This is a genomic window from Chromobacterium sp. IRSSSOUMB001, assembly GCF_023507765.1.
GTDB classification, from domain to species: domain Bacteria; phylum Pseudomonadota; class Gammaproteobacteria; order Burkholderiales; family Chromobacteriaceae; genus Chromobacterium; species Chromobacterium haemolyticum.
Window position 1 is genome coordinate 19,051 of sequence record NZ_JALCYU010000009.1, and the last position, 19,287, is coordinate 38,337.

The 19,287-nt window shown below is 65.7% G+C and carries 20 protein-coding genes; 4 read left to right on the forward strand and 16 right to left on the reverse strand.

The window, feature by feature from the left end; all coding sequences use genetic code 11:
* Positions 1 to 12 precede the first annotated feature (12 nt).
* The 10 genes from MOV80_RS13245 to MOV80_RS13290 form a co-directional block, all read right to left on the reverse strand.
* A complete protein-coding gene (locus tag MOV80_RS13245; protein ID WP_118268411.1) occupies positions 13 to 204 on the reverse strand; it encodes a hypothetical protein in 192 nt (63 codons plus the stop codon).
* Positions 204 to 593: a tautomerase family protein gene (locus tag MOV80_RS13250; RefSeq protein ID WP_118268410.1), complete on the reverse strand. Its 390-nt coding sequence runs from the start codon at positions 591 to 593 to the stop codon at positions 204 to 206. Before MOV80_RS13250 ends, MOV80_RS13245 begins: the two co-directional genes overlap by 1 nt.
* Positions 584 to 1,660, reverse strand: coding sequence for a cell division protein ZapE (gene zapE, locus MOV80_RS13255; protein WP_162897146.1), 1,077 nt, complete (start codon positions 1,658 to 1,660; stop codon positions 584 to 586). The genes MOV80_RS13250 and zapE overlap by 10 nt, the downstream gene beginning before the upstream one ends.
* Positions 1,653 to 2,285 (reverse strand): FMN-binding negative transcriptional regulator, encoded by a 633-nt coding sequence (locus MOV80_RS13260; protein ID WP_162897145.1) that lies wholly within the window; start codon positions 2,283 to 2,285, stop codon positions 1,653 to 1,655. Before MOV80_RS13260 ends, zapE begins: the two co-directional genes overlap by 8 nt.
* Entirely contained in the window at positions 2,282 to 3,583 is a 1,302-nt protein-coding gene (locus MOV80_RS13265) for an FAD-dependent oxidoreductase (RefSeq protein ID WP_249605207.1), read from the reverse strand. The genes MOV80_RS13260 and MOV80_RS13265 overlap by 4 nt, the downstream gene beginning before the upstream one ends.
* Positions 3,564 to 4,880 (reverse strand): SidA/IucD/PvdA family monooxygenase, encoded by a 1,317-nt coding sequence (locus tag MOV80_RS13270; RefSeq protein ID WP_107732068.1) that lies wholly within the window; start codon positions 4,878 to 4,880, stop codon positions 3,564 to 3,566. The genes MOV80_RS13265 and MOV80_RS13270 overlap by 20 nt, the downstream gene beginning before the upstream one ends.
* A 15-nt stretch (positions 4,881 to 4,895) precedes the next feature.
* Complete coding sequence (locus MOV80_RS13275) at positions 4,896 to 6,269, reverse strand: diaminobutyrate--2-oxoglutarate transaminase family protein (protein WP_019099912.1); 1,374 nt, start codon at positions 6,267 to 6,269, stop codon at positions 4,896 to 4,898.
* 13 nt (positions 6,270 to 6,282) lie between these two features.
* Positions 6,283 to 7,329 (reverse strand): aromatic ring-hydroxylating dioxygenase subunit alpha, encoded by a 1,047-nt coding sequence (locus tag MOV80_RS13280; RefSeq protein WP_249605208.1) that lies wholly within the window; start codon positions 7,327 to 7,329, stop codon positions 6,283 to 6,285.
* A gap of 23 nt (positions 7,330 to 7,352) precedes the next feature.
* A complete protein-coding gene (locus MOV80_RS13285; protein ID WP_205422961.1) occupies positions 7,353 to 8,879 on the reverse strand; it encodes a 4-hydroxyphenylacetate 3-hydroxylase N-terminal domain-containing protein in 1,527 nt (508 codons plus the stop codon).
* 300 nt (positions 8,880 to 9,179) lie between these two features.
* Positions 9,180 to 9,929, reverse strand: coding sequence for a sulfite exporter TauE/SafE family protein (locus MOV80_RS13290; protein WP_043589632.1), 750 nt, complete (start codon positions 9,927 to 9,929; stop codon positions 9,180 to 9,182).
* A gap of 141 nt (positions 9,930 to 10,070) precedes the next feature.
* Between MOV80_RS13290 and MOV80_RS13295 the strand changes: the two genes are divergently transcribed.
* Together MOV80_RS13295 and MOV80_RS13300 are read left to right on the forward strand one after the other, a co-directional pair.
* On the forward strand, positions 10,071 to 10,235 hold the full coding sequence (locus MOV80_RS13295) for a hypothetical protein (protein WP_161524382.1): 165 nt from the start codon (positions 10,071 to 10,073) through the stop codon (positions 10,233 to 10,235).
* Positions 10,232 to 10,573: an FKBP-type peptidyl-prolyl cis-trans isomerase gene (locus MOV80_RS13300; RefSeq protein WP_019101760.1), complete on the forward strand. Its 342-nt coding sequence runs from the start codon at positions 10,232 to 10,234 to the stop codon at positions 10,571 to 10,573. The genes MOV80_RS13295 and MOV80_RS13300 overlap by 4 nt, the downstream gene beginning before the upstream one ends.
* 56 nt (positions 10,574 to 10,629) lie before the next feature.
* Here the strand turns inward: MOV80_RS13300 and pyrC are convergent, their stop codons facing one another.
* Positions 10,630 to 11,667, reverse strand: coding sequence for a dihydroorotase (pyrC, locus tag MOV80_RS13305; RefSeq protein WP_161524381.1), 1,038 nt, complete (start codon positions 11,665 to 11,667; stop codon positions 10,630 to 10,632).
* A gap of 199 nt (positions 11,668 to 11,866) precedes the next feature.
* Positions 11,867 to 12,097 carry a sulfurtransferase TusA family protein gene (locus MOV80_RS13310; RefSeq protein WP_043589636.1) on the reverse strand — a complete coding sequence of 77 codons (231 nt, stop codon included), beginning with the start codon at positions 12,095 to 12,097 and terminating at the stop codon, positions 11,867 to 11,869.
* Between the two features lie 189 nt (positions 12,098 to 12,286).
* Between MOV80_RS13310 and MOV80_RS13315 the strand changes: the two genes are divergently transcribed.
* The gene (locus MOV80_RS13315) at positions 12,287 to 13,066 is read left to right on the forward strand and encodes an NRDE family protein (RefSeq protein WP_019103133.1); all 780 of its coding nucleotides are present in this window, start codon (positions 12,287 to 12,289) and stop codon (positions 13,064 to 13,066) included.
* Between the two features lie 15 nt (positions 13,067 to 13,081).
* The gene (locus MOV80_RS13320; protein ID WP_019103134.1) at positions 13,082 to 13,579 is read left to right on the forward strand and encodes a CNP1-like family protein; all 498 of its coding nucleotides are present in this window, start codon (positions 13,082 to 13,084) and stop codon (positions 13,577 to 13,579) included.
* A gap of 5 nt (positions 13,580 to 13,584) precedes the next feature.
* On the opposite strand, the gene MOV80_RS13325 is transcribed toward MOV80_RS13320, so the two are convergent.
* The 4 genes from MOV80_RS13325 to MOV80_RS13340 form a co-directional block, all read right to left on the reverse strand.
* Positions 13,585 to 14,001 (reverse strand): type II toxin-antitoxin system VapC family toxin, encoded by a 417-nt coding sequence (locus MOV80_RS13325; protein ID WP_019103135.1) that lies wholly within the window; start codon positions 13,999 to 14,001, stop codon positions 13,585 to 13,587.
* A 3-nt stretch (positions 14,002 to 14,004) separates the two neighbouring features.
* Entirely contained in the window at positions 14,005 to 14,217 is a 213-nt protein-coding gene (locus MOV80_RS13330; RefSeq protein ID WP_019103136.1) for a hypothetical protein, read from the reverse strand.
* Between the two features lie 196 nt (positions 14,218 to 14,413).
* Positions 14,414 to 17,500, reverse strand: a complete 3,087-nt coding sequence (locus MOV80_RS13335) for an efflux RND transporter permease subunit (protein ID WP_081575944.1) — start codon at positions 17,498 to 17,500, stop codon at positions 14,414 to 14,416.
* On the reverse strand, positions 17,500 to 18,633 hold the full coding sequence (locus tag MOV80_RS13340) for an efflux RND transporter periplasmic adaptor subunit (RefSeq protein WP_043589639.1): 1,134 nt from the start codon (positions 18,631 to 18,633) through the stop codon (positions 17,500 to 17,502). Before MOV80_RS13340 ends, MOV80_RS13335 begins: the two co-directional genes overlap by 1 nt.
* Positions 18,634 to 19,287 lie beyond the last annotated feature (654 nt).

Genomic DNA, 19,287 nt, shown 5'->3' on the forward strand with positions numbered 1-19,287 from the left:
GTTCCAGAGTGGCTAGGGGATGGGTTTGATGGTACTGGCCGCGCCGATCAGCGGCGCGCCGTGGCGTTCCTGCGTGAACGGTGCGCGCTTGCGCGCGTTTTCGCCTTGTCTCGCTCTTGCTTGAGGCTCTAGTCCCGAGGCGACGGCGACGCCGGTGGCGAAGCTGCCCAGCGTTTGGCGCAGGGCCTGCGGGTCCTGGCTCATCAGACGGCGATGGCGTAGCCGAAATCGATTTCGCTGGCGGCCTGGCCGCCGCGCATGCCCCAGTTTTCGGCCGGCTCTTCGCGCAGCAGGATCAGCACCGAGGCGGGCGGGATGTCCAGCAGCGCGGCCAGGTCGGCGGCCAGCTTGGCGTAGAGTTTTTTCTTGGTCTCCGGTTTGCGGCCGGCGAAGACGGTGATCTCGATGTGCAGGTAGTCCGGGTCGCCGCCCGGCGGCAGCAGATCTTCCGGCGCGAAGCGCTGGTAGCGCGCCTGCAGCTCTTCGTCGCTGACGCCGAACACGGCGCGCAGCGCGTCGTAGACGCAGTGGACGATGGCTTGGCGCTGGGCCGGCGTGCGCGCGGCGGCGTCTTCGATTCTGACTATTGGCATAGCGGGCTCATTTCGATGGGGGCGGCGGCGGCGAAGGAGGCGGATTGCATTTCGGCGAGCCGGCTCAGCGTGCGGTGGGTGTCCGCGGACAGCGTGACTTCGCGCAGCATGGTTTCGATGGGGCGTTCGGAAATCAGCAGCAGGCGCTGGCGGCGGTCGTAGAGCACGTCCACCAGCCAGATGAAGCGGCGCAGGCCGTCCGCCTTGTTCAACTGCGCCTGGGCGATGTCGGAGACGATGACGGTGTGCCAGCGTTCCGACATCTCCAGGTAATCCAGATGCGAGCGCGGGCCCAGGCAGATGGTTTCGAAGTCGAACCAGACGCAGTCCGGGCTTTGCGCCCGAGCGGGCAGCGGCCGGCCGGACAGCGAGACGGCGGCGGCGGGACCCACGGCCCGGCCCTGCTCTTGCAGCAGCCGGCGCAGGCGCTGTTCGGCTTCCGCGCCGCAAGGGTGCAGATAGTGTTCGCCGGCGGCGGCTTCGCGGTAGCGGTAGTCTCGCTCGCCGTCCAGGTGCAACACCTGCATGTGGCGCTGGATCAGCGCGATGACGCGCAGCGCGTAGCGGTGCAGTTGCGGGTCCGGCAGCAGTTGCTCCGGCGCGTAGTTGGAGGTCAGGATCACCAGCACCCGTTCTTCCAGCAGCACGGTCAGGAAGCGCTCCATCAGGATGGCGTCGGCGATGTCGTGCAGATGGAATTCGTCCAGGCAGAACAAGCGGCTTTGCGCGGCCACGCGCCGCGCCAGCGCGGGCAGGTAGTTGGCTTGCTCGCCGCCGGACTGGGCCAGGCCGCGGTGCAGGTCGCGCAGGAACTGGTGGTAATGGATGCGTTGCGCCGGCGCAGTGGACAAGGCGAACAGTCCATCCATCAGCATGGTTTTGCCGCGGCCGGGTTCGCCCCACAGATAGGCGCCGGTTTGCGGCGGCGGCCGGCGCAGCGGCCAGGCGGGGGCGGTCCGCGCTTGGAGGCGCAGCGCGTCCAGCGCGTCGGCGGCGCGGCGCTGGCCGGGGTCCAGCGCGACGCCTCTGTCGATGAAGCGCCGGGCCAGCGCGGAGGGCTCAGCCATGCGCCGGCTCCGCGGTTTCGGCGAAGCGCAGCAGTTCTTCCAGCAGCGCGCGCTCCGCGGCTTCGTCGCGGCGCAGCAGATGATCCAGCGCCGCCTGCTGGTCTGCCGGGGTCTTGTCCTGCGACAGCTTGAAGCGGCCTTCCTCGCGCAGCACATGAACGCGCAGGCCGAGGATGTGCGGCGCGTTGGCGATGACTCGGGGATCTGCGGCGTCGTACTGGAACGGCGCTTGGGGCGGCTGCAGCCGCTCGCAAGTGTCGCGCAGCGCGCGGCGGGCCGATTCCAGGTCGTCGAGGATTTCGATCTCGGCGTCCATGTGCACCGCAATGTAATTCCAGGTGGGCAGCAAGCGGCTGCGGTAGGCCTCCGGCGGGATATAGCTTTGCGGACCCATGAACACCAGGCGCGCGGGAAAGCGGCCACGGCCCTGGAATTGGGGGTTGCGGCGGTCGACGTGGCCGAACAGGTTGCGGTCGGCGACGCGGAACAGCGGGATGTGGCTGGCGTGGTGCCGGCCCTGGTGTTCGCTGCTGATCAGCGCCAGCGGGTAGCGGGCTATCATCCGGTCTATCAGCTCGGGGCGGCTACAGCAGTATTCCTGGTAATGGAAGGCGCATGAACTCACGGGGTAGCTTCCTTTTGCGAGCGAGGTTCGGCCGGCGTGAGCCGGGCGCGCCGGCGCCGGTCGTGGGCGATGACCGCTTCGGTCATCCACTTTAGCAGCGCGCGGCCGCGCAGCGGACGCGGATTGAACGGCAATAGGGCCGGGCCGGCGCCGATCAGTTGGCGCGCCAGGGTTCGGCCCAGCATGAAGGACAGCGCCAGGCCGCGGCCGTTGCAGCCGGTCCAGGCCAGAACGCCGTCGCCGACGCGCCGCAGGCTGGGCAGGCCGGACGGAGTGAGGCCGACTTGTCCGGCCCATAGCCGCGGGGCGGCGTCGAGCTCCAGGCCGAAGACGGCGCGGACGCGTTGGCGCAAGGCGGCGGCGTACTGTTCCGTTTCGGCGTCTGGCCTCAGCGCGAACAGGCCGGTCAGCAATTGGCCTTCCGGCATTTTGCGGAAAAACCACATGTCGCGGCGATTGTCGGAAAAGGGGATGTCGGCGGGTAGCACCCGCGCCTGTTGTTCCGCGCTCAGTTCGAACTGCCCGAGCGCCAGCGTCAGCGGCACGCTGTGGCGGGCGACGGCGGCGACGCCGTCGCGGCTGTAGGCGTTGCCGGCCATGAGCACGCGGCTGGCGCGCAGGCTGCCGCGCAGGGTGCGGATCACGTGCATGCCGTCTCTGCTTTCCCGTTCCACCAGCTTGGCCGGACAGCGTTCCAGCAGGATCACGCCGCGTTGGCGGCAGCGTTCGGCCAGGCCGCGCGCCAGCGCCAGCGGGTCGATCTGGCCGCCGTCCTCGAACAGCAGGCCGCCGTGATAGCCGGAGGCGGCGCTCAGGGCTTGCGCCTGTTCGGCGTCCAGCGCGCGGGCGCGCACGCCCAGCCGTCGCCAGGCCAGGGCGGAGGCCTGCGCGGAGCCGGGGGCGGAGAACAATTGCATCCAGCCTTTGCGGACCGGGCTGGCTTCCGGCAGCGCCAGCAGTTCGGCTGCGGCTTCGCTTAGACCGGCCAGATAGCCCTCGGCCTGCGGGCCCAGCCAGGCGCGCAGCTCCGGCGGGCCGCAGCGCGCCGGCACCGGCACCACGAAACCGGAGTTGCGCCCGGTGGCACCGCCGCCGACGGCGTCGGCCTCTAGCACCACCACCGAGCAGCCGGCTTCGGCGGCGGCCAGCGCCGCCGACAGTCCGGTGAGGCCGGCGCCTATCACCGCCAGTTCGCAACTGACCGGCAGCGCGTCGGCCTTGGCCGCCAGCAGCCGCGGCGCGCGCGCCTGCCAGCCGGTGGCGGCGCCCAGCAGAGCGTCAAGCGCGGACGCCGTCATGTCGCGATCCTTGTTCCAGCCGTTCCGTCAGCGATTGCACGATGGCTTGCGAGCGCAGCGCCAGCAGGCTGAAGGAGCCGGCGTCGCCCATGCCGTGAGAGGATTCGCACAGGCCGTTCAGGTACAGCGGCGCGCCGCGGTCGGCCTCGCCGCGCAGCCGCACGCGGTAGTCCAGCGCGATGTCCACGGTGTCGCGCTCGGCGCACAGCTGCGGCGACAGCGTTTCCAGCACGCGCGGCCAGGGCTCGCGCTTGGGGCCGCGGCCCAGGTCGAGGAAGCCGGTGGCCAGCACCACCAGGTCCACGGTTTCGCTGATCGCGTCGCCGCCCAGGAAGTGGCGCAGCCGCAGGGTGACGCCGTCGGCGCCGGGTTCGCAGGCCTCGGCTTCCATGCAGGTGAGCAGGGCCAGGCTGTCCTTGTCCTGCAGCCGGTTGGCGTATTGTTTGACGTAGAGCTGGTTGAGCACGTCGATGTCGGCGGCCGAGTAATTGGTGAATACCAGCTCCTGACGCAGCCTGGCCTTGTGTTCCGGGCTGGCGGAGAAGAAGGCGTCGACGAAGGCGGGGAAATAGACCTCGTCGGAGAAGGGGCTGGTGTCTTTCTGGCGGTAGCCGAAGTTGCGGGTGACGCCGACCACGCGCGTCAGCGCCGGCTCGGAACTGGCGTGCAGCAGGATTTCCACCGCGCTCTGGCTGCCGCCTATCACCGCCACCCGGCCGCCGCCTTTGGCTTTCAATTGTTCCAGCGCCGGCAGGTAGTGGTTGAGGTGGACCACGCGCGGGTCCGGCGCGCGCTGGAACGGTTCCGGAATGTTGGGGGTGCGGCCCGGCGCCAACACCACGCTGAGCGCTAGGTACTCGCGGCCGTCGGCGCACAGCACGCGGTAATGGTTGAGCGCGCCGTCGCTGTCGTTGACCGGCAGGATGTCGACGACTTCGCGCTGGTATTCCACCTGGTGCTGGAAGCAGCCTGCGACCCAACTGACGTATTGCGCGTACTCCAGCCGCAGCGGGTAGTGCAGCGGCAGGTTCAGGTGCTGATAGAGCCGGTTGTGCTCGTGCAGGAAGTTGGTGAAGGTGTAGCGGCTGCGCGGGTTGCGCGGGGTGACCAGGTCGCGCAGCGGGTGGTTCTGGATGTCCGAGCCTTCCAGCAGCATGCCGGGCTGCCAGACGGCGGAGGGACGCCGTTCCAGGAAGCGCACGGACAGCTGCGGCGCCAGTTCTTCCAGCGCGATGGCCAGCGCGATGTTGGCGGGGCCGAAGCCGATGCCGATGATGTCGTGTACGGTGTGCGTCATGTTGTCGCTCCAGGTTTAGAAGGCCATGGCGGCCGGTGCGTGCGCGGCGGCCGGGGCGGCGGGCCACAGGCTGGTCAGCGCGGTTTCAAAACGACGGACGATTTCTTCCGCGTCGTCGGCGCTGATGATCAGCGGCGGCAGCAGCCGCATCACCGCGCCGTGACGGCCGCCGCTCTCCAGGATCAGGCCGTGTTCCAGGCAGGCGCGCTTGAGCGCCTTGGCCAGCAAGCCGTTGGCCGGCGGGTGGCCCAGCGTGTCCGGCGCGCCGTTGGGGTCTATCAGCTCCACGCCCAGCATCAGGCCGCGGCCGCGCACTTCGCCGATGCAGGAGAAGCGCGTTTGCAGCGCTTGCAGCCTCTGGCGCAGTAGTTGGCCCACCTCCCGCACTTGCTCCAGCACGCCGGGCCGGCGCAGGTATTCCAGCGTGGCCGCGCCGCTGACCAGGGCGATCTGGTTGCCGCGGAAGGTGCCGGCGTGGGCGCCGGGCGCCCAGCTGTCGTATTTCTGGTGGTAGGCCACCAGGGCCAGCGGGTAGCCGCCGCCCACCGCCTTGGAGAGGACGACGGCGTCCGGCACGATGCCGGCCCATTCATGGGCGAACATGTCGCCGCTGCGGCCAAAGCCGGTTTGCACCTCGTCCATTACCAGCGGCACGTCGTGGCGCGCAGTGATTTCGCGCAAGCCGCGCAGCCAGCCGGCGCTGGCCGGGATGCAGCCGCCTTCGCCCTGAATGGGCTCCACCAGCAGCATGGCCGGTTTGCCGACGCCGCTTTCCGGGTCGGACAGCAGGTTTTCCAAATAGGCCAGCGACAGCCGCTCGGTCTCGGCGGCGTCTGCGCCGAAGGGGCTGCGGTAAGCGTAGGGAAACGGCAGGAACTGGATTTCCGCCGGGTAGCCGCTGACCGCCTGTTTCGGCCCCAGGTTGCCCATCATGCCCAGCGCGCCCATGGTCATGCCGTGGTAGGCGCCCTGGAAGGCCAGCACCGGGCGTCGGCCGGTGGCGGTCTTGAACAGCTTGAGCGCGGCTTCCACCGCGTCGGAGCCGGATGGGCCGCAGAACTGCACCTTGGCGTGTTCGGCGAAGCCGGCGGGCAGCGCCTGATATAGCTGTTCGACAAAGGCGAGCTTGGCCGGGGTGGCGATGTCCAGCGCCTGCTGCAGCTGGCCGGATTGCAGAAAAGCAGCCACCCGCTGTTGGACGAAGGGATGGTTGTGGCCCAGCGGCAGCGCGCCGGCGCAGGCCAGGCAGTCCAGGTATTCGCGGCCTTCGCTGTCGTAGACTCGGGCCAGCTCGCCGCGGCTGATCACGCGGTCTATGCCGCGCGCGTAGGTGCGTGCGTTCGATTCGCGCTCGGCCAGCTGGAGGCGGCGGGGTTCAAATGCATCCATCGCTTGCTCCCTGTCAGTTCAGCAAGGCCGCGGCGCGCGGCTCGGCGTGGTTTGGCGCGTCGGCGCGCAGGCCCAGTTCCTTGATCCAGCGCCGGTATTCGATGCCCAGCCGGTCGCTGCGAACGTGCATTTCCTGCTGGATGTCCAGCGGCAGCCGCGCCGGTCGCTGCGATTCCACGATCAGCCGGTCCTGCTCGAACACCATGTCCTGGCGGTAGAGGATTTTTTCCTCGCTCAAGTCGGCGCCGAAGTTGATGGCGACGATCAGCCAGATCACGCACTCGGCCTCGTCCACCGGGGTGGCGTTGAGGAAAGTGCAGAAGCGTTCGGTGTCGCCGGTCTTCTTGACGAAGTAGGCGGTGGTGGGGTTGAACACCGAGTAGGTGTAGCGCGCGGTGACCGGAATGCCGCGGTGGTCGCCGTAGGGCTGGAACACCGAGATTTCCGAGGTGCGCAGCCCGTGTTCGTCCTTGAACACCTTGTAGTCCGGCAGCGGTTCCGGCGCGTCCGGGTCTCCGTTGAGATTGGCGTGGACGAAGGGGAAGTGCGAGGCGTCGAGAAAGTTTTCCACCGAGCGCAAGGCGTTGCCCAGATAGCGGTAGGGGCCGGCGAAAACCTTGCGGAAGCTGTCGTCTTCCCATTCCGGGAACACCGGCAGCGGCCGCTGCGGCGCGTCCAGGCTGGCCCAGATCAGGCCGTAGCGTTCGGCCGCGTGGTGGCGGAAGATCAGCCGCGCGGACGAGGGCGTGGCCTGATCCGGGTGGGCCGGCACCCGCGTGCACTGGCCGCCGGCGTCGAAGCGCCAGCCGTGGTACGGGCATTCGATCTCGCCCTTTTTGACGCAGCCCAGCGAGAGCTTGGCGCCGCGATGGCCGCAATAATCTTTCCAGGCGTGGATCTGGCCGGCGCCGTCGCGCCACAGCACCAGTTCCTCGCCCAGCAGCCGCACCGCCTTGGGGCGTTCGGCGCTGACTTCGTCGGCGCGCGCCACCACATGCCATTGGTTCTTCAAGGCCTGGTAATCCAGACCGGCGCGGTCCCATTTGCCTGCGTACAGCATGCTTGCCTCCTTTCCGGTCCGGTTCAAACGCGGTCGCGGCAAGCGCCGTCGAACTGCCAGCCCGGACGCGCCCAGCCGTCCGTCGTGTAGTCGGCCATGCAGTCGTCCACCAGCGCGCGGCATTGCTCCAGCACGCCGCTGCTCTCGCAGTGGCGCAGCATGTCCAGCCGCACTTGCTCGTTGTTGCCGGCGTAATTGTGCTCGTACAACTCGTGGCGTCCGCCGAACTCGCTGCCCAGCGCGTCCCACAGCAGCTTGATCAGCTTGAGCCGGTCCACCGCCTCCTGGTCGGTGCCCTGGAAGTAGCAGCCGATCAGGTCCTTGAGCTCCGGATTGGCCAGGTCCAGCCAGCTGGACACCTGCATGATGGGCGAGCCGCCGAGTATGGTGTTGAACACCGGTTTGAGCTGGGACATCATCTGGGTGCCGAAATAGCGCACCGTGGCGGCGGCTTCCAGCCGCGGCACCACCGAGCCGTCGCGGCGCGGTTCCGGGTTGTGGCACAGCGATTCGGTCAGCGACCACATCAGGTTGCGCAGCGCCACGATGTCCGCCAACCGGGCGCGCACGCCGCGGAAGCCGTCGCTGCCGTTGGATTCCAGCACCTTGGCCAGCAGGCCGCAGATGAAGTCCATCTTGACCGCCAGCCGGGTGCCGGATTGCAGCGGGTAGCGGTTGAGGAAACCGGAGGCGGAATAGAAGCTGCGCGCGCGCTCGATATCGCGGTAGATCAGCACGTTTTCCCAGGGCACGAACACGCCGTCGAAGATCAGCACCGAGTCGTTTTCGTCGAAGCGGCTGGACAGCGGATTGTCGAATGGGCTGAGCGCCGAGGCTTCGTAGGAGCGGCGGCAGATGATTTTGAGGTTGGGCGCGTTCATCGGCAGGATGAAGCAGAGCGCGAAGTCCTCCTCGCCGCCGGGCTGGTATTGGGCGGCGCTGTTCTGGGCGACGAAGGTGGCGTTGGAGATGGCGGCGCTGGTGGCCACCATCTTGGCGCCGCGCACGATGATGCCGGCGTCGGTTTCCTTCTCCACGTGCAGGTAAAGATCACGCATCTCCGAGGCGGCGCGGGCGCGGCCCGCCGGCGGGTTCACCAGCACATGGTTGAGGAACAGCACCTTGCGCGCGCTCTGGCGATACCAGTTCAGCGCGTTGTCGTGGAATGGCGCGTACAGATGGGGGTCGGATTTCAGCGTGGCGGTGAAACCGGCCTTGTAGTCCGGGGTGCGGCCCATGAAGCCATAAGTCAGCCGCGACCAGTGGGCAATGGCGTCGCGCGCCTTGAGCAAGTCCTCACAGGAGCGGCTGGGCATGAAATAGCGGTGGGTGCGATAGCCTTCCGGGTCGATGTCGGTCATCAGCTCCTGGCTGTCCGGGTGGTGCAGCGCCTCGTACAGCCGCGACATCGAGTAGGCGCTGTTGCGGAAAGCCGGGTGCCGGCTGACGTCCGCCACCTTCTGGCCGTAGATGTAAACTTCGCGGCCGTCGTTGAGGCTGGCCAGATACTCTTCCGGCGTCATCATTTCGTTCAATGCAGCATGATTCACTTGGCACTCCTCATCATTGTAAGAGCAGCAAACACACTCCCGGACTGCGGGCGACAGCGGGCCCTCCCGTCAGGGATGAGAGAATCGGCGCCATGAGCGCGGCCGCGCGTGGTCGCGACCGGGGGATGGCTACAGCGGTATTGCGTAGTGGGGGCCGCTCAGCATCTGCTTACGATCGCTGCGCATTGGCGATACGGCGTTGGAAACCCCTTCGAAATGCTCGTGTACCATCTGTACATTCCGCTTTCTCAGCGGTTTTCACCTGATCTCGCCTTGGCTTGCGAGAGCGTAAACACATTCTCAGTGGCTGAAGTAACGGCCTAGCAGGACGATGCCGGAAAACAGGACGACGGTATTGATCACCCGGATGAATTGTTCACGTGTCAGCCGCAGGGTGATGTGGCGGCCGGCAAACACCCCGCACAGCATGGCCGGCGCCAGAATCAGCGCCAGCAGCAGCAGGGAGGCATCCATATAGACGCCGGCCAGCGCGAACAGCACGACCCGGGTCAGGGTGCTCAGGCCGATCAGCGTGGTTTGGGTGATGCGCAAGTGTTCTTTTTGTTCGATGCGGCCGGATAGGTAAATGGCGTAGATGAAGCCGCCGCTGCCGAACAGCGCGCTGAACACGCCGCCCACCAGGCCGAAGGGGACCGCCGCGCGGGGCTGGAATTGCCGCTTGGGACTGAGGCCGCTGAGCGAATAAAGAGAATAAGCCACCACAAACACGCCCAAAGCCAGCAGCAGCGCGTCCGGCCGTGTTTTCAGCAAGATGGCGGCGCCGATCAGGCTGCCGGCCACCATCAGCGGAATCAGGCGTTTCAGTTCGCCCAGGTCCGCCTTGCGGCCGTCGCGCAGGATATTGCTGAAGGCGGCGAACATGTCCATCAGCGCCAGCAACGGCACGATCTTGGATACCGGGATGAAAATGGCCAGCACCGGGCTGGCGACCAGGGCGGTGCCGAAACCGGCCACGCCGAAAATCACGTAAGCAATGGTGACCGCCGCAAAGATGGCGCTCAGGTCCTGCCATGGCAAATCCAGCAACATAGGGTTTCTCCTGGCCCGTCGGTCACGCGTACTCATGGGAGTTGACCCAACGGCTCCTGCTATTTCTCCGACGGCTATTTTGTATTGGACCAGCCGTTCTCAAGTGTTTGCATCCTACTGATTTGTCATGATGTATGTCAAATGGGAAAGTTTGCCCTTGCAGTATTTGAATTGCATTTAATGATTAATGTATTTGTAGAAAAAGTTTTACGCGCGACAACGGCGCTGGTCGGCGAGTCGGGCTCGTCGCGACGGGGCGAGTCGGCTATCATCCGCGGCGGATTAAAAGGCGAGGAAGCAAGATGAGCGATGAACTGCAAATCACCGATCTGGTGGAGGGCGCAGGCAAGGAGGTGGTCAAGGGCGCCTTGATCACCACGCAGTACACCGGCTGGCTGGAGGACGGCACCGAGTTCGATTCGTCCTACGCGAAGGGAAGGCCGTTCCAGTGTGTGATCGGCACCGGCCGCGTGATCAAAGGCTGGGACCAGGGGTTGATGGGCATGAAGGTGGGCGGCAAGCGCCGGCTGTACGTGCCGGCGCGCCTGGCTTACGGCGAGCGCCAGATCGGTGCCCGCATCAAGCCCAATTCCAATCTCTTGTTCGAGATCGAGCTGTTGGAAGTGCTGACCCGCGATGATTGAGGCGGCATGGCGAACAACACTCCGGCGCTGGGGCCAGGTGTTGTTCGCCATGGTTCTTAGTCCAGCAGTTTCCAGGCCATGCTTTCACCGGCGCGCAGCGGCACCAGCGCGTCGCCGTCGTAGGGCAACGCGTCCGGCACCGTCCATGCTTGCTTGGCCAGGGTCACGCGCTCCGCGTTGACCGGCAGACGGTAGAAGGCCGGGCCGTTGAGGCTGGCGAAGGCTTCCAGCTTGTCCAGCGCGCCGGCCGCCTCGAAGGCCTCGGCGTACAGCTCGATGGCGGCGTTGGCGGTGTACATGCCGGCGCAGCCGCAGCTGCTCTCCTTGGCGTGGCGCGCGTGCGGCGCGCTGTCGGTGCCGAGGAAGAACTTGGCGGAGCCGCTGGTGGCGGCCTTGAGCAGCGCCTGGCGGTGCAGCTCGCGCTTGAGCACCGGCAGGCAATAATGATGCGGGCGGATGCCGCCGACGAACAGCGCATTGCGGTTCATCAGCAGGTGGTGGGCGGTGATGGTGGCGGCGACGTTGTCCGGCGCGGCGGCCACGTATTCGGCGGCGTCGCGGGTGGTGATGTGTTCGAACACCACGCGCAGCGAGGGCAGTTTGGCCAGCAAGGGTTGGAACACCTGCGCGATGAAGGCCGCCTCGCGGTCGAACACGTCGATGGCCGGGTCGGTGACTTCGCCGTGAACCAGCAGCGGCAGGCCGGTTTCGGCCATGGTTTCCAGCGCCGGCATGGCTTTGTTGACGTCGGACACGCCGAAGTCCGAATTCGTGGTGGCGCCGGCCGGGTAGAGCTTGACCGCGTGGACGAAGCCGCTGGCCTTGGCCTTGCGGATTTCCGCCGGCGAGGTGTTGTCGGTCAGGTACAGCGTCATCAGCGGCTCGAAGCGGCTGCCGGCCGGGCGCGCGGCCAGGATGCGCTCGCGGTAGGCGGCCGCGGCGTCCACGGTGGTCACCGGCGGCTTGAGATTGGGCATGATGATGGCGCGGCCCATCTGGCGACAGGTGTCGGGTAATACGGCGGCCAGCGCCGCGCCGTCGCGCAGGTGAAGATGCCAGTCATCGGGGCGGATCAGGGTCAGGGTTTGCGTCATGGTCTTGCCTGCGGGTAGCGATGAAAAAGGCGGCGGCCAAAAAGAACCTGTTTACAAGTTGCTGCGTGTCGTGAAACGTGGCACGGTGAGTGCGTCTTCAAAATGCTCATGTACTGTGTATACATTCCGCTTCTTCAGCCGCTATCGCGCTGTCTCGCCTTTGCTTGCGAGCTTGTAAACAGGCTCTGAGCCATCGGGGTTATTTCCGTTTCAGCACCATGCGGAATTTGCCTTCCGCCGTGGTGTCCGAGGTCAACAGCGCGTTGCCGGTCTGACGGCAGAAGGCTTCGAAGTCCTTGGGCGCGCCGGGGTCCGTGGCGATCACCTCCAGCACCGCGCCGCTGTCCATTTCCGCCAGCGCCTTCTTGGCGCGCAGGATGGGCAGCGGGCAGTTGAGGCCGGAGAGGTCTATGGTTTTGTCGAAATTCATGGTCCGGCTTCCTCAGCCTTATCAGTTACAATGGAGAGAAGCCCGGCCGCTTGGAATCCGTTCGAGGCCGCATCGCCAACGCGCGGCGGACATTGAGCGGAATACAGGCCTGGTCGGAACTGTCCGTGGCTGCTCCCTAAACCCTAAGTTTACGCGAGTCGCCAAGCCATCCTCAAATCGGTCTTCATCATGTGCGTGATCGCTTTTGCCTACAAGACCCCCGGACTGGGCCAGCTGGTGTTGCTGGCCAACCGGGACGAATACTATGCGCGTCCGACCGAACCGCTGGATTGGTGGCCGCAATATCAGAATACGCTGGGCGGCCGCGACGCCGAGTCCGGCGGCAGCTGGCTGATGGTGGACGGCCGAGGGCGCATTGCCGCGGTGACCAATATCCGCGACGGCCATCCGGTCAAAGCGGAACGCTCGCGCGGGGAGCTGGTGGAGCGTTTCGTCGCCGGCGACGAGGATCCGTTCGCCTTCGCCGATTGGCTGCGCGCCGAGCAAGGCCGCTACGCGCCGTTTAACCTGCTGTTCGGCTATACCTCGGACCTGTTTCATTTCCACAGCCGCGGCGGCCAGATCGCCCGGGTGACGCCGGGCATCCACACCTTGTCCAACGCCACGCTGGACACGCCGTGGTTCAAGAGCGAGCGGCTGGCTGAATATTTGCGCGAGTTTCAGCGCGTGCCCACCGAGGATCAGGCTTTCGTCGCCCTGTCCGACGGCACGCCGGCACCGCCGGGACAGTTGCCGAACACCCGCATCGGCTCCGCGCTGGAGCGGGTATTGTCGCCCATCTTCATCAAAGGCCGCGACTACGGCACCCGCGCGTCCATGCTGCTGACGGTGTCGGCGCGCGGCGATATGCAGTTTTCGGAGTTGAGTTGGGGCTTGGCCGGCAGGGAAACCGGCCGTCGCCGTTTCACTTTGCGCCCGGGCCAGCCAAGCGCGGCCCCGGCGCGCTGAACGAGGAGTAGTGATTTGAAGACCTTTGCCGCCATCATCGTGCTGGCCCTTTGCGCCGCGCAGCCGGCGTTGGCCGACAACAAAATCAAGAAGAACATCGATTTCGCGCCGGAGGTGCCGTGGCAGGAGGGCGATTACCAGTTGCCGCCGTATCCGGCGCAACCGGACTGGATCGCCGTGAGCACAGATAATCTGCAGACCAACCAGTATTTCGTCGACGCCAAGACGCTGAGCGCGGGCGAGGACGGCGTGGTGCGGATGATCGTGCGGGTGAAGAGCCCGGCCGGCGCGGAGAATTTGAGCTTCGAGGGCCTGCTGTGCAATGAGGGCAGCTACCGCGCCTACGCTTTTGGCAACAGCATCGATAAAAACTGGATCCGCTCCAACAAGGCGGTGTGGCGCAAGATCGAACATGACGACAAGCTGCGCCGTTCGCTGCGCGACCTGGCCTGCCCGGATAAGCGCGCGCCGCGCGACGCCGAGGAGGCGCTCAAGCGTTTGCGTCAGGGCTGAGTTTTTTAGATCGGGTTGAACGGATTCAATAGTTTGACGCCGGTGCCGGCAAAATCGCCGCTATTGCGGGTCACGATCGTCAGGTCGTGGATCAGCGCGATGGCGGCGATTTGCTTGTCGACGGCGTTCTGGGGATGAGGGGACATCAACTTGCCCCATACCTGGGCGCAATCGGCATCGAAGTTCAGAATGCGTTGGGAAAATTCCTGGGTGATGGTGTCCAGCCATTGTTCCAGCAGGCCGGCCTGCTTGAGGTCGCCGCGATGCTTGAGATTCTCTATGCCGCGGCGAATTTCCCCCACGCTGATGGCGGACAGATAGAGGCTGTCCGCGTCCGCCGATCGCCAGAAGGCGAGCACGCCTGCATTGGCTTTGCCGCCTTTGCGAGCCTCGCTGACGATATTGGTGTCCACCAGATACACGGCCTATTCCCGGCTGCGTTCGAAGTCGGCGTCTTCGCCCACGTCGGGCATATTGGCCAGGACTTCGGCAAAGCTGCGGCGTTTGGGTTGGGCGAGCAAGGCGCTGCGCAGAATGCGGCGATGCTCGGCTTCGGCGCTGACGCCGTGGGCCGCCGCGCGACGCTTGAGCTCCGCGGCGACTTCATCGTCGATATTGCGCACGATCAGATTGGCCATGGCCTGCCTCCCTGTGTTTGATAGCAATGATTGCATTATGCCCGGCTAGAGGCGGATTGCAAGGAGGACGCGGCTTAAAGTGCTCATGTACCACTTATACATTCTGCTTTTTCGCTCGTTGTTGCCTTGTCTCGCTCTTGCTCACGAGATTTTTAGAGCAAGGCCCGCGCCGGAGTCCGGCGCGGGCCTTGTCGCGTCAGGCGCGCAGCGCGCGCCGTTTTTCCCGCCAGGCGGCGTGGCGTTGAGCCAGCGCGTCGAAGTACAGATAGAGCACCGGGGTGATGTAGAGCGTGACCACCTGTGAGAACACCAGGCCTCCCACTACCGCCAGGCCCAGGGGCTGCCGCAACTCGGCGCCGGCGCCCAGGCCCAGCGCAATGGGCAAAGCGCCCATCAAGGCCGCCAAGGTGGTCATCATTATGGGCCGGAAACGCAGCAGACAGGCGGCGTGGATGGCCTGCTCCGGCGACATGCCCTGCTTGCGCTGCGCTTCCAGCGCGAAGTCGATCATCATGATGGCGTTCTTTTTGACGATGCCGATCAGCATCAGGATGCCGATGCTGGCGATCACCGTCAGTTCCTGGCCGAACAGCATCAGCGTGCCCAGCGCGCCGATGGCGGCGGAGGGCAGGCCGGACAGAATGGTCAGCGGGTGGATATAGCTTTCGTACAGCACCCCCAACAGCACGTAGATCACCGCCACCGCGATGCCAAGCAGCAGGATTTGGCTGCCCTGGGTTTCCTCGAAGGCGGCGGCGTCGCCGCTGTAGCTGGTGGCGATGGACGCGGGCAGGGCGATGCGCTCTTTGAGCTGGCGCAAGTGTTGGTCCGCCTGGCTCAGCGGGATGCCGGGCGCCAGGTTGAAGGACAGCGTCACCGCCTGCAACTGGCCCTGATGGTTGACCGAGATCGGGCCGACGGTGCGCTCCACCGAGGCGATGCTGGACAGCTGCACCAGTTGGCCGTCGGCGGCGCGCACCCGCAGCCGCGAGAGGTCGAACTCGTTGACCTTGAACGGGTCGTCCGCCTGCAGGATCACTTGATAGTTGTCGCTGGGGGTGTAGATGGTGGAAATCTGCCGCTCGCCGAAGGCGCTGTACAGCGCGCTGCGTATGCTCTGGATGTCCACGCCCAGCAGGTTGGCCTTGTCGCGGTCTATGTTCAGCTTGGCTTGCAGGCCCTTGAGCTGGGAGTCGCTGGTGACGTCGCGGAAGATGGGATCGACTTGCATCCGCTGCAAGAGCTTGTCGGACCAGGTGTTCAGGCTCTCCGCCTGTATGCCTTGCAAGGTGTACTGGTAGCGGCTCTTGCTCTGACGGCCGCCCAGGCGCAGGTTCTGCGTCGGGTTCAGGTAGACGCTGAGCCCAGGCACCGCGCGCAGGTCGCGGCGCAGGCTTTCCATCGTCGGATCCAGCTTGGCGCGTTCGCCGCGCGGCTTGAGCTGGATGAACATGCGGCCGGTGTTGCCGCCGGACAGCGATGAGGTGGCGAAGGCGACGTTGGGGTTGGCCTGGGTGATGGCGGCGGCGCGTTGCTGCAGTTTGAGCATGGCGTCGTAGGAGATGTCCTGCGCCGCCTCGGTGCTGGCCATGATCTGGCCGGTGTCTTCGGTGGGGAAGAAGCCCTTGGGAATGCCGTTGAACATCAGCGCGGTCAGTACGAAGGTGGACAGCGCGCCGGCCAGGGTCAGCCGGCGATGCTTGAGCGCCAGATCCAGCGTGCGGCGATAGCCGGCCAGCACCGCGTCGAAACCGCCCTCCAGCGCGGCGGCCAGCCGGCCGCGCCGGGCCTGGTGTCCAACCGAATCGGCGCGGAGAAAGCGCGAGGACAGCAGGGGGATCAGGGTCAGCGACACCGCCGCAGACACCAGCACCGCCAGCGACACCACCACGGCGAATTCGTGGAACAGCAGGCCAATCACGCCCTGCATGAAGAAGATGGGGATGAAGATGGCCACCAGCGACAGCGAAATCGACACGATGGTGAAGGCGATTTCACGCGAGCCCCTCAGCGCCGCCTCCATCGGCGACAAGCCCTCTTCGATGTAACGGACGATGTTTTCCAACATCACGATGGCGTCGTCCACCACCAGGCCCACCGCCAGCGTGATGCCCAGCAGCGAGATATTGTCCAGGCTGTAGCCCAGCCAATACATCAGCCCTATGGTGCCGATCAGCGAGATCGGCAGCGATAGCGCCGGAATCACCGTGGCCGCCATGCGCTGCAGGAACATGAAGATCACCATGATCACCAGCGCGATGGTGAGCAGCAGGGTCAGCTTGACGTCGTGAATGGCTTCGCGGATGGACTGCGAGCGGTCGTTGAGCAGGTTCAGCCGCACCGAGCCGGGCAGCTGCGCCTGCAACTGCGGCAGCTCCTTGCGGATGGCGTCCACCACCGCCACGGTGTTGGCGTCGCTCTGGCGCATCACCGCCAGCACGATGGAGCGCTCGCCGTTGACCCAGCTGCCGGTCTTGAGGTTTTCCACGCTGTCTTCCACCGAGGCCACGTCGGACAGCCTCACTGGCAGGCCGTTGCGGCTGGCGATCACCAGATTGGCGAACTGGGCGGCGTTTTGCAGCTGGCGGTTGGCTTCCACCGTCATCAACTGCGATTTGCCCTCCAGCGTGCCCACCGGGGTGTTGACGTTGGCGGCGCGGATGCTGGCGGCCACGTCGTCCAGCGTCAGATTGCGCGAGGCCAGCTTGCCCGGATCGGCCTTGATCCGCACCGCGAAACGCTTCTGGCCGAAGATGTTGACCTGGGCCACGCCCTTGAGGGTGGCGATATTGGGCGAGATCCAGTTCTCGGCGTAGTCGTTGAGATCGGACAGCGACATCGCCGGCGAATTGAGCGCCAGCAGCAGCACAGGCGAATCCGCCGGGTTGACCTTGCGGTAGGACGGCATCGAGGTCATTTCCGTCGGCAGCGAGCGCTGCGCGCGCAGCAGCGCCGCCTGTACGTCCACCGCCGCCAGGTCGATATTGCGGTCGTTGTCGAACTCCAGCGTGATGGAGGTACTTCCCAGGGTACTGGACGAGCTGATCACCGCGATGCCGGGAATGGTGGAAAACTGCTTCTCCAGCGGCGCGGCCACCGAGGAGGCCATGCTGTCCGGGCTGGCGCCGGGCAGGCTGGCGGAGACGTTGATGGTGGGGGTGTCGAAGCTGGGCAGCGCGGCGATCGGCAGTTTTTGATAGGCGATCAGGCCGGCCACCACCAGCGACAGGCACAGCAGCACCGTCATCACCGGACGGCGGATGCAGAGTTCGGAGATTTGCATCACTGGCCTCCGCTGGCCGGGCCAGCCGCGGCCGCGCGCACCTTGTCGCCGGGGCGCAGATTGAGGCCCCCGTTGGACACCACGGCCTCGCCGACGCTTAGCCCTTTGACGACGGCCCTTTCCTTATGGATGGCCAGCAGTTCCACCGACACGCGCTTGACGCTGCCGTCGGCCTGCACCGCGTAGCTGAATTTGCCGTCCGGCCCGGTCAGCAGCGCCGCCACCGGGATGGTGGTGGCCTGCTGGTAACGGCCGGCGCCCAGCGAGACGGTGACGAACTGGCCCGGCCACAGCTTGCCGTCCTGATTGGAAAATTCGGCCTTCAGCGTCAGCGTGCCGTTGGCGCTGTCCACCGCGCTGTCGATGAAGACCAGTTTGCCGTCCACCTTGTCGCCGCTGTCCGGCAGCGTGGCGCGCACCAGCAGTTTGCCGGCGGTCTGGGCGGCGCGCACCGCGCCCAGCTCGCGTTCAGGCAGGGTGAAGGTGGCGTTGATCGGATGAATGCGGGTAATGGTCAGCATCGCCGCGGTCATGCCTGGCTGCACCAGGGTGCCCGGATAGACGCCGATCACGCCGATGCGCCCGCCGATGGAGGCGCGCAGCGTCTTGTAGTCCAGCGCCACCCGCGCCGCGTCCACCTGGGCGCGATCGGCGGCGACGGTGGCGCTGAGCGCGTCCATCTTGGATTGATTGGCGTCCACCACGCTTTGCGAAACGAAGTTCTTGACCAGCAGGTCGCGGCTGCGCGCCAGGTCGCGTTCGGCGTTTTTCAGCTGCGCCTGATCGCTGAGCATCTGCGCCTGGGCCTTTTTCAACTGGGCGGTTTCCGCCGCCGCGTCCAGCGTGAACAGCAATTGGCCCGGCACCACGTTTTGGCCTTCCTTGACATGGACTTTGGCCACCACGCCGGACACCTGCGGCTTGACCTCCACCTTTTCAATGGCGGTGACATTGCCGGTGGCGTTCAGCTCTATCGGCAGGTCCTCCGCCGCCACTTTGGCGATGCCAACGGCAACCGGCGGTCGCGCCGCGGTTTTTGCTGCTGCCGCGGTCGTTCTGGAGCCATACCAGCCGGCCAGACCGGTTGCAGCCAGAGCAAGCGCGGCAGCGCTTGCAACGACTCGTTTCTTCATCTTTTATTCTCGCTCTTGGGGCGGGCGCCTAACCCGCCGTGTGGATGCCAGGCGTCGTCCCATCGATACCTGTCGGCGCATGTCGGCGTCGCCGCTTGCCGCGGACATGAGTCCGGCGACGGGCCGCGTTTCCAGGGCGTTCCTCCGTCGCCGATCGCGCGGCCCGGGAGACCGGGCCGGACTCCGTCCGCTCATTGGAATGATAGGGCTGAATAAGCCTTGCGGATCAGTAAGATGCGTTGGCGGCGCGGTCTGGACGCCAGGGGATGCGGCCGGGGAGCCGGCGCGGCGCGCGGCATGCGACGGGTCGAGCTTACTCAAGCCCCTCCGTTTTCGCCAAGCGCAAAAGCGTTAATGATTTTGGAAAAAGCCGCCAAACAGAAAATTAGATTACGTTGATATGTCTTTGGATTAATTGTATAGGCTTATTCTGCCTAGCCATGAGCAATGTGTATGAGAGCCAATAATTTTTAGAATGCCATGACGAGTAAAGTGAAAAAACATCGCGAAATCAGAAGGCTGTGGCAGCTAATGCGGGCAAGGATAGTCAATTTGCGACTAAAACGTTAAATCGCTCGCCGTGGCGTCGTGCTTAGCACTTGAAGTATTCAAAATCCTCAGCGCATAATGGCCGCCAACCACTCTGGATACAAT

Coding starts and splice junctions, on each gene's coding strand:
- MOV80_RS13275 (WP_019099912.1), bottom strand. CDS start 6,269: ATGGATGCATTTGAACCCCGCCGCCTCCAGCTGGCCGAGCGCGAATCG.
- MOV80_RS13280 (WP_249605208.1), bottom strand. CDS start 7,329: ATGCTGTACGCAGGCAAATGGGACCGCGCCGGTCTGGATTACCAGGCC.
- MOV80_RS13245 (WP_118268411.1), bottom strand. CDS start 204: ATGAGCCAGGACCCGCAGGCCCTGCGCCAAACGCTGGGCAGCTTCGCC.
- MOV80_RS13295 (WP_161524382.1), top strand. CDS start 10,071: ATGGGAAAGTTTGCCCTTGCAGTATTTGAATTGCATTTAATGATTAAT.
- MOV80_RS13335 (WP_081575944.1), bottom strand. CDS start 17,500: ATGCAAATCTCCGAACTCTGCATCCGCCGTCCGGTGATGACGGTGCTG.
- MOV80_RS13265 (WP_249605207.1), bottom strand. CDS start 3,583: ATGACGGCGTCCGCGCTTGACGCTCTGCTGGGCGCCGCCACCGGCTGG.
- MOV80_RS13270 (WP_107732068.1), bottom strand. CDS start 4,880: ATGACGCACACCGTACACGACATCATCGGCATCGGCTTCGGCCCCGCC.
- MOV80_RS13330 (WP_019103136.1), bottom strand. CDS start 14,217: ATGGCCAATCTGATCGTGCGCAATATCGACGATGAAGTCGCCGCGGAG.
- MOV80_RS13290 (WP_043589632.1), bottom strand. CDS start 9,929: ATGTTGCTGGATTTGCCATGGCAGGACCTGAGCGCCATCTTTGCGGCG.
- pyrC (WP_161524381.1), bottom strand. CDS start 11,667: ATGACGCAAACCCTGACCCTGATCCGCCCCGATGACTGGCATCTTCAC.
- MOV80_RS13315 (WP_019103133.1), top strand. CDS start 12,287: ATGTGCGTGATCGCTTTTGCCTACAAGACCCCCGGACTGGGCCAGCTG.
- MOV80_RS13250 (WP_118268410.1), bottom strand. CDS start 593: ATGCCAATAGTCAGAATCGAAGACGCCGCCGCGCGCACGCCGGCCCAG.
- MOV80_RS13300 (WP_019101760.1), top strand. CDS start 10,232: ATGAGCGATGAACTGCAAATCACCGATCTGGTGGAGGGCGCAGGCAAG.
- MOV80_RS13310 (WP_043589636.1), bottom strand. CDS start 12,097: ATGAATTTCGACAAAACCATAGACCTCTCCGGCCTCAACTGCCCGCTG.
- zapE (WP_162897146.1), bottom strand. CDS start 1,660: ATGGCTGAGCCCTCCGCGCTGGCCCGGCGCTTCATCGACAGAGGCGTC.
- MOV80_RS13340 (WP_043589639.1), bottom strand. CDS start 18,633: ATGAAGAAACGAGTCGTTGCAAGCGCTGCCGCGCTTGCTCTGGCTGCA.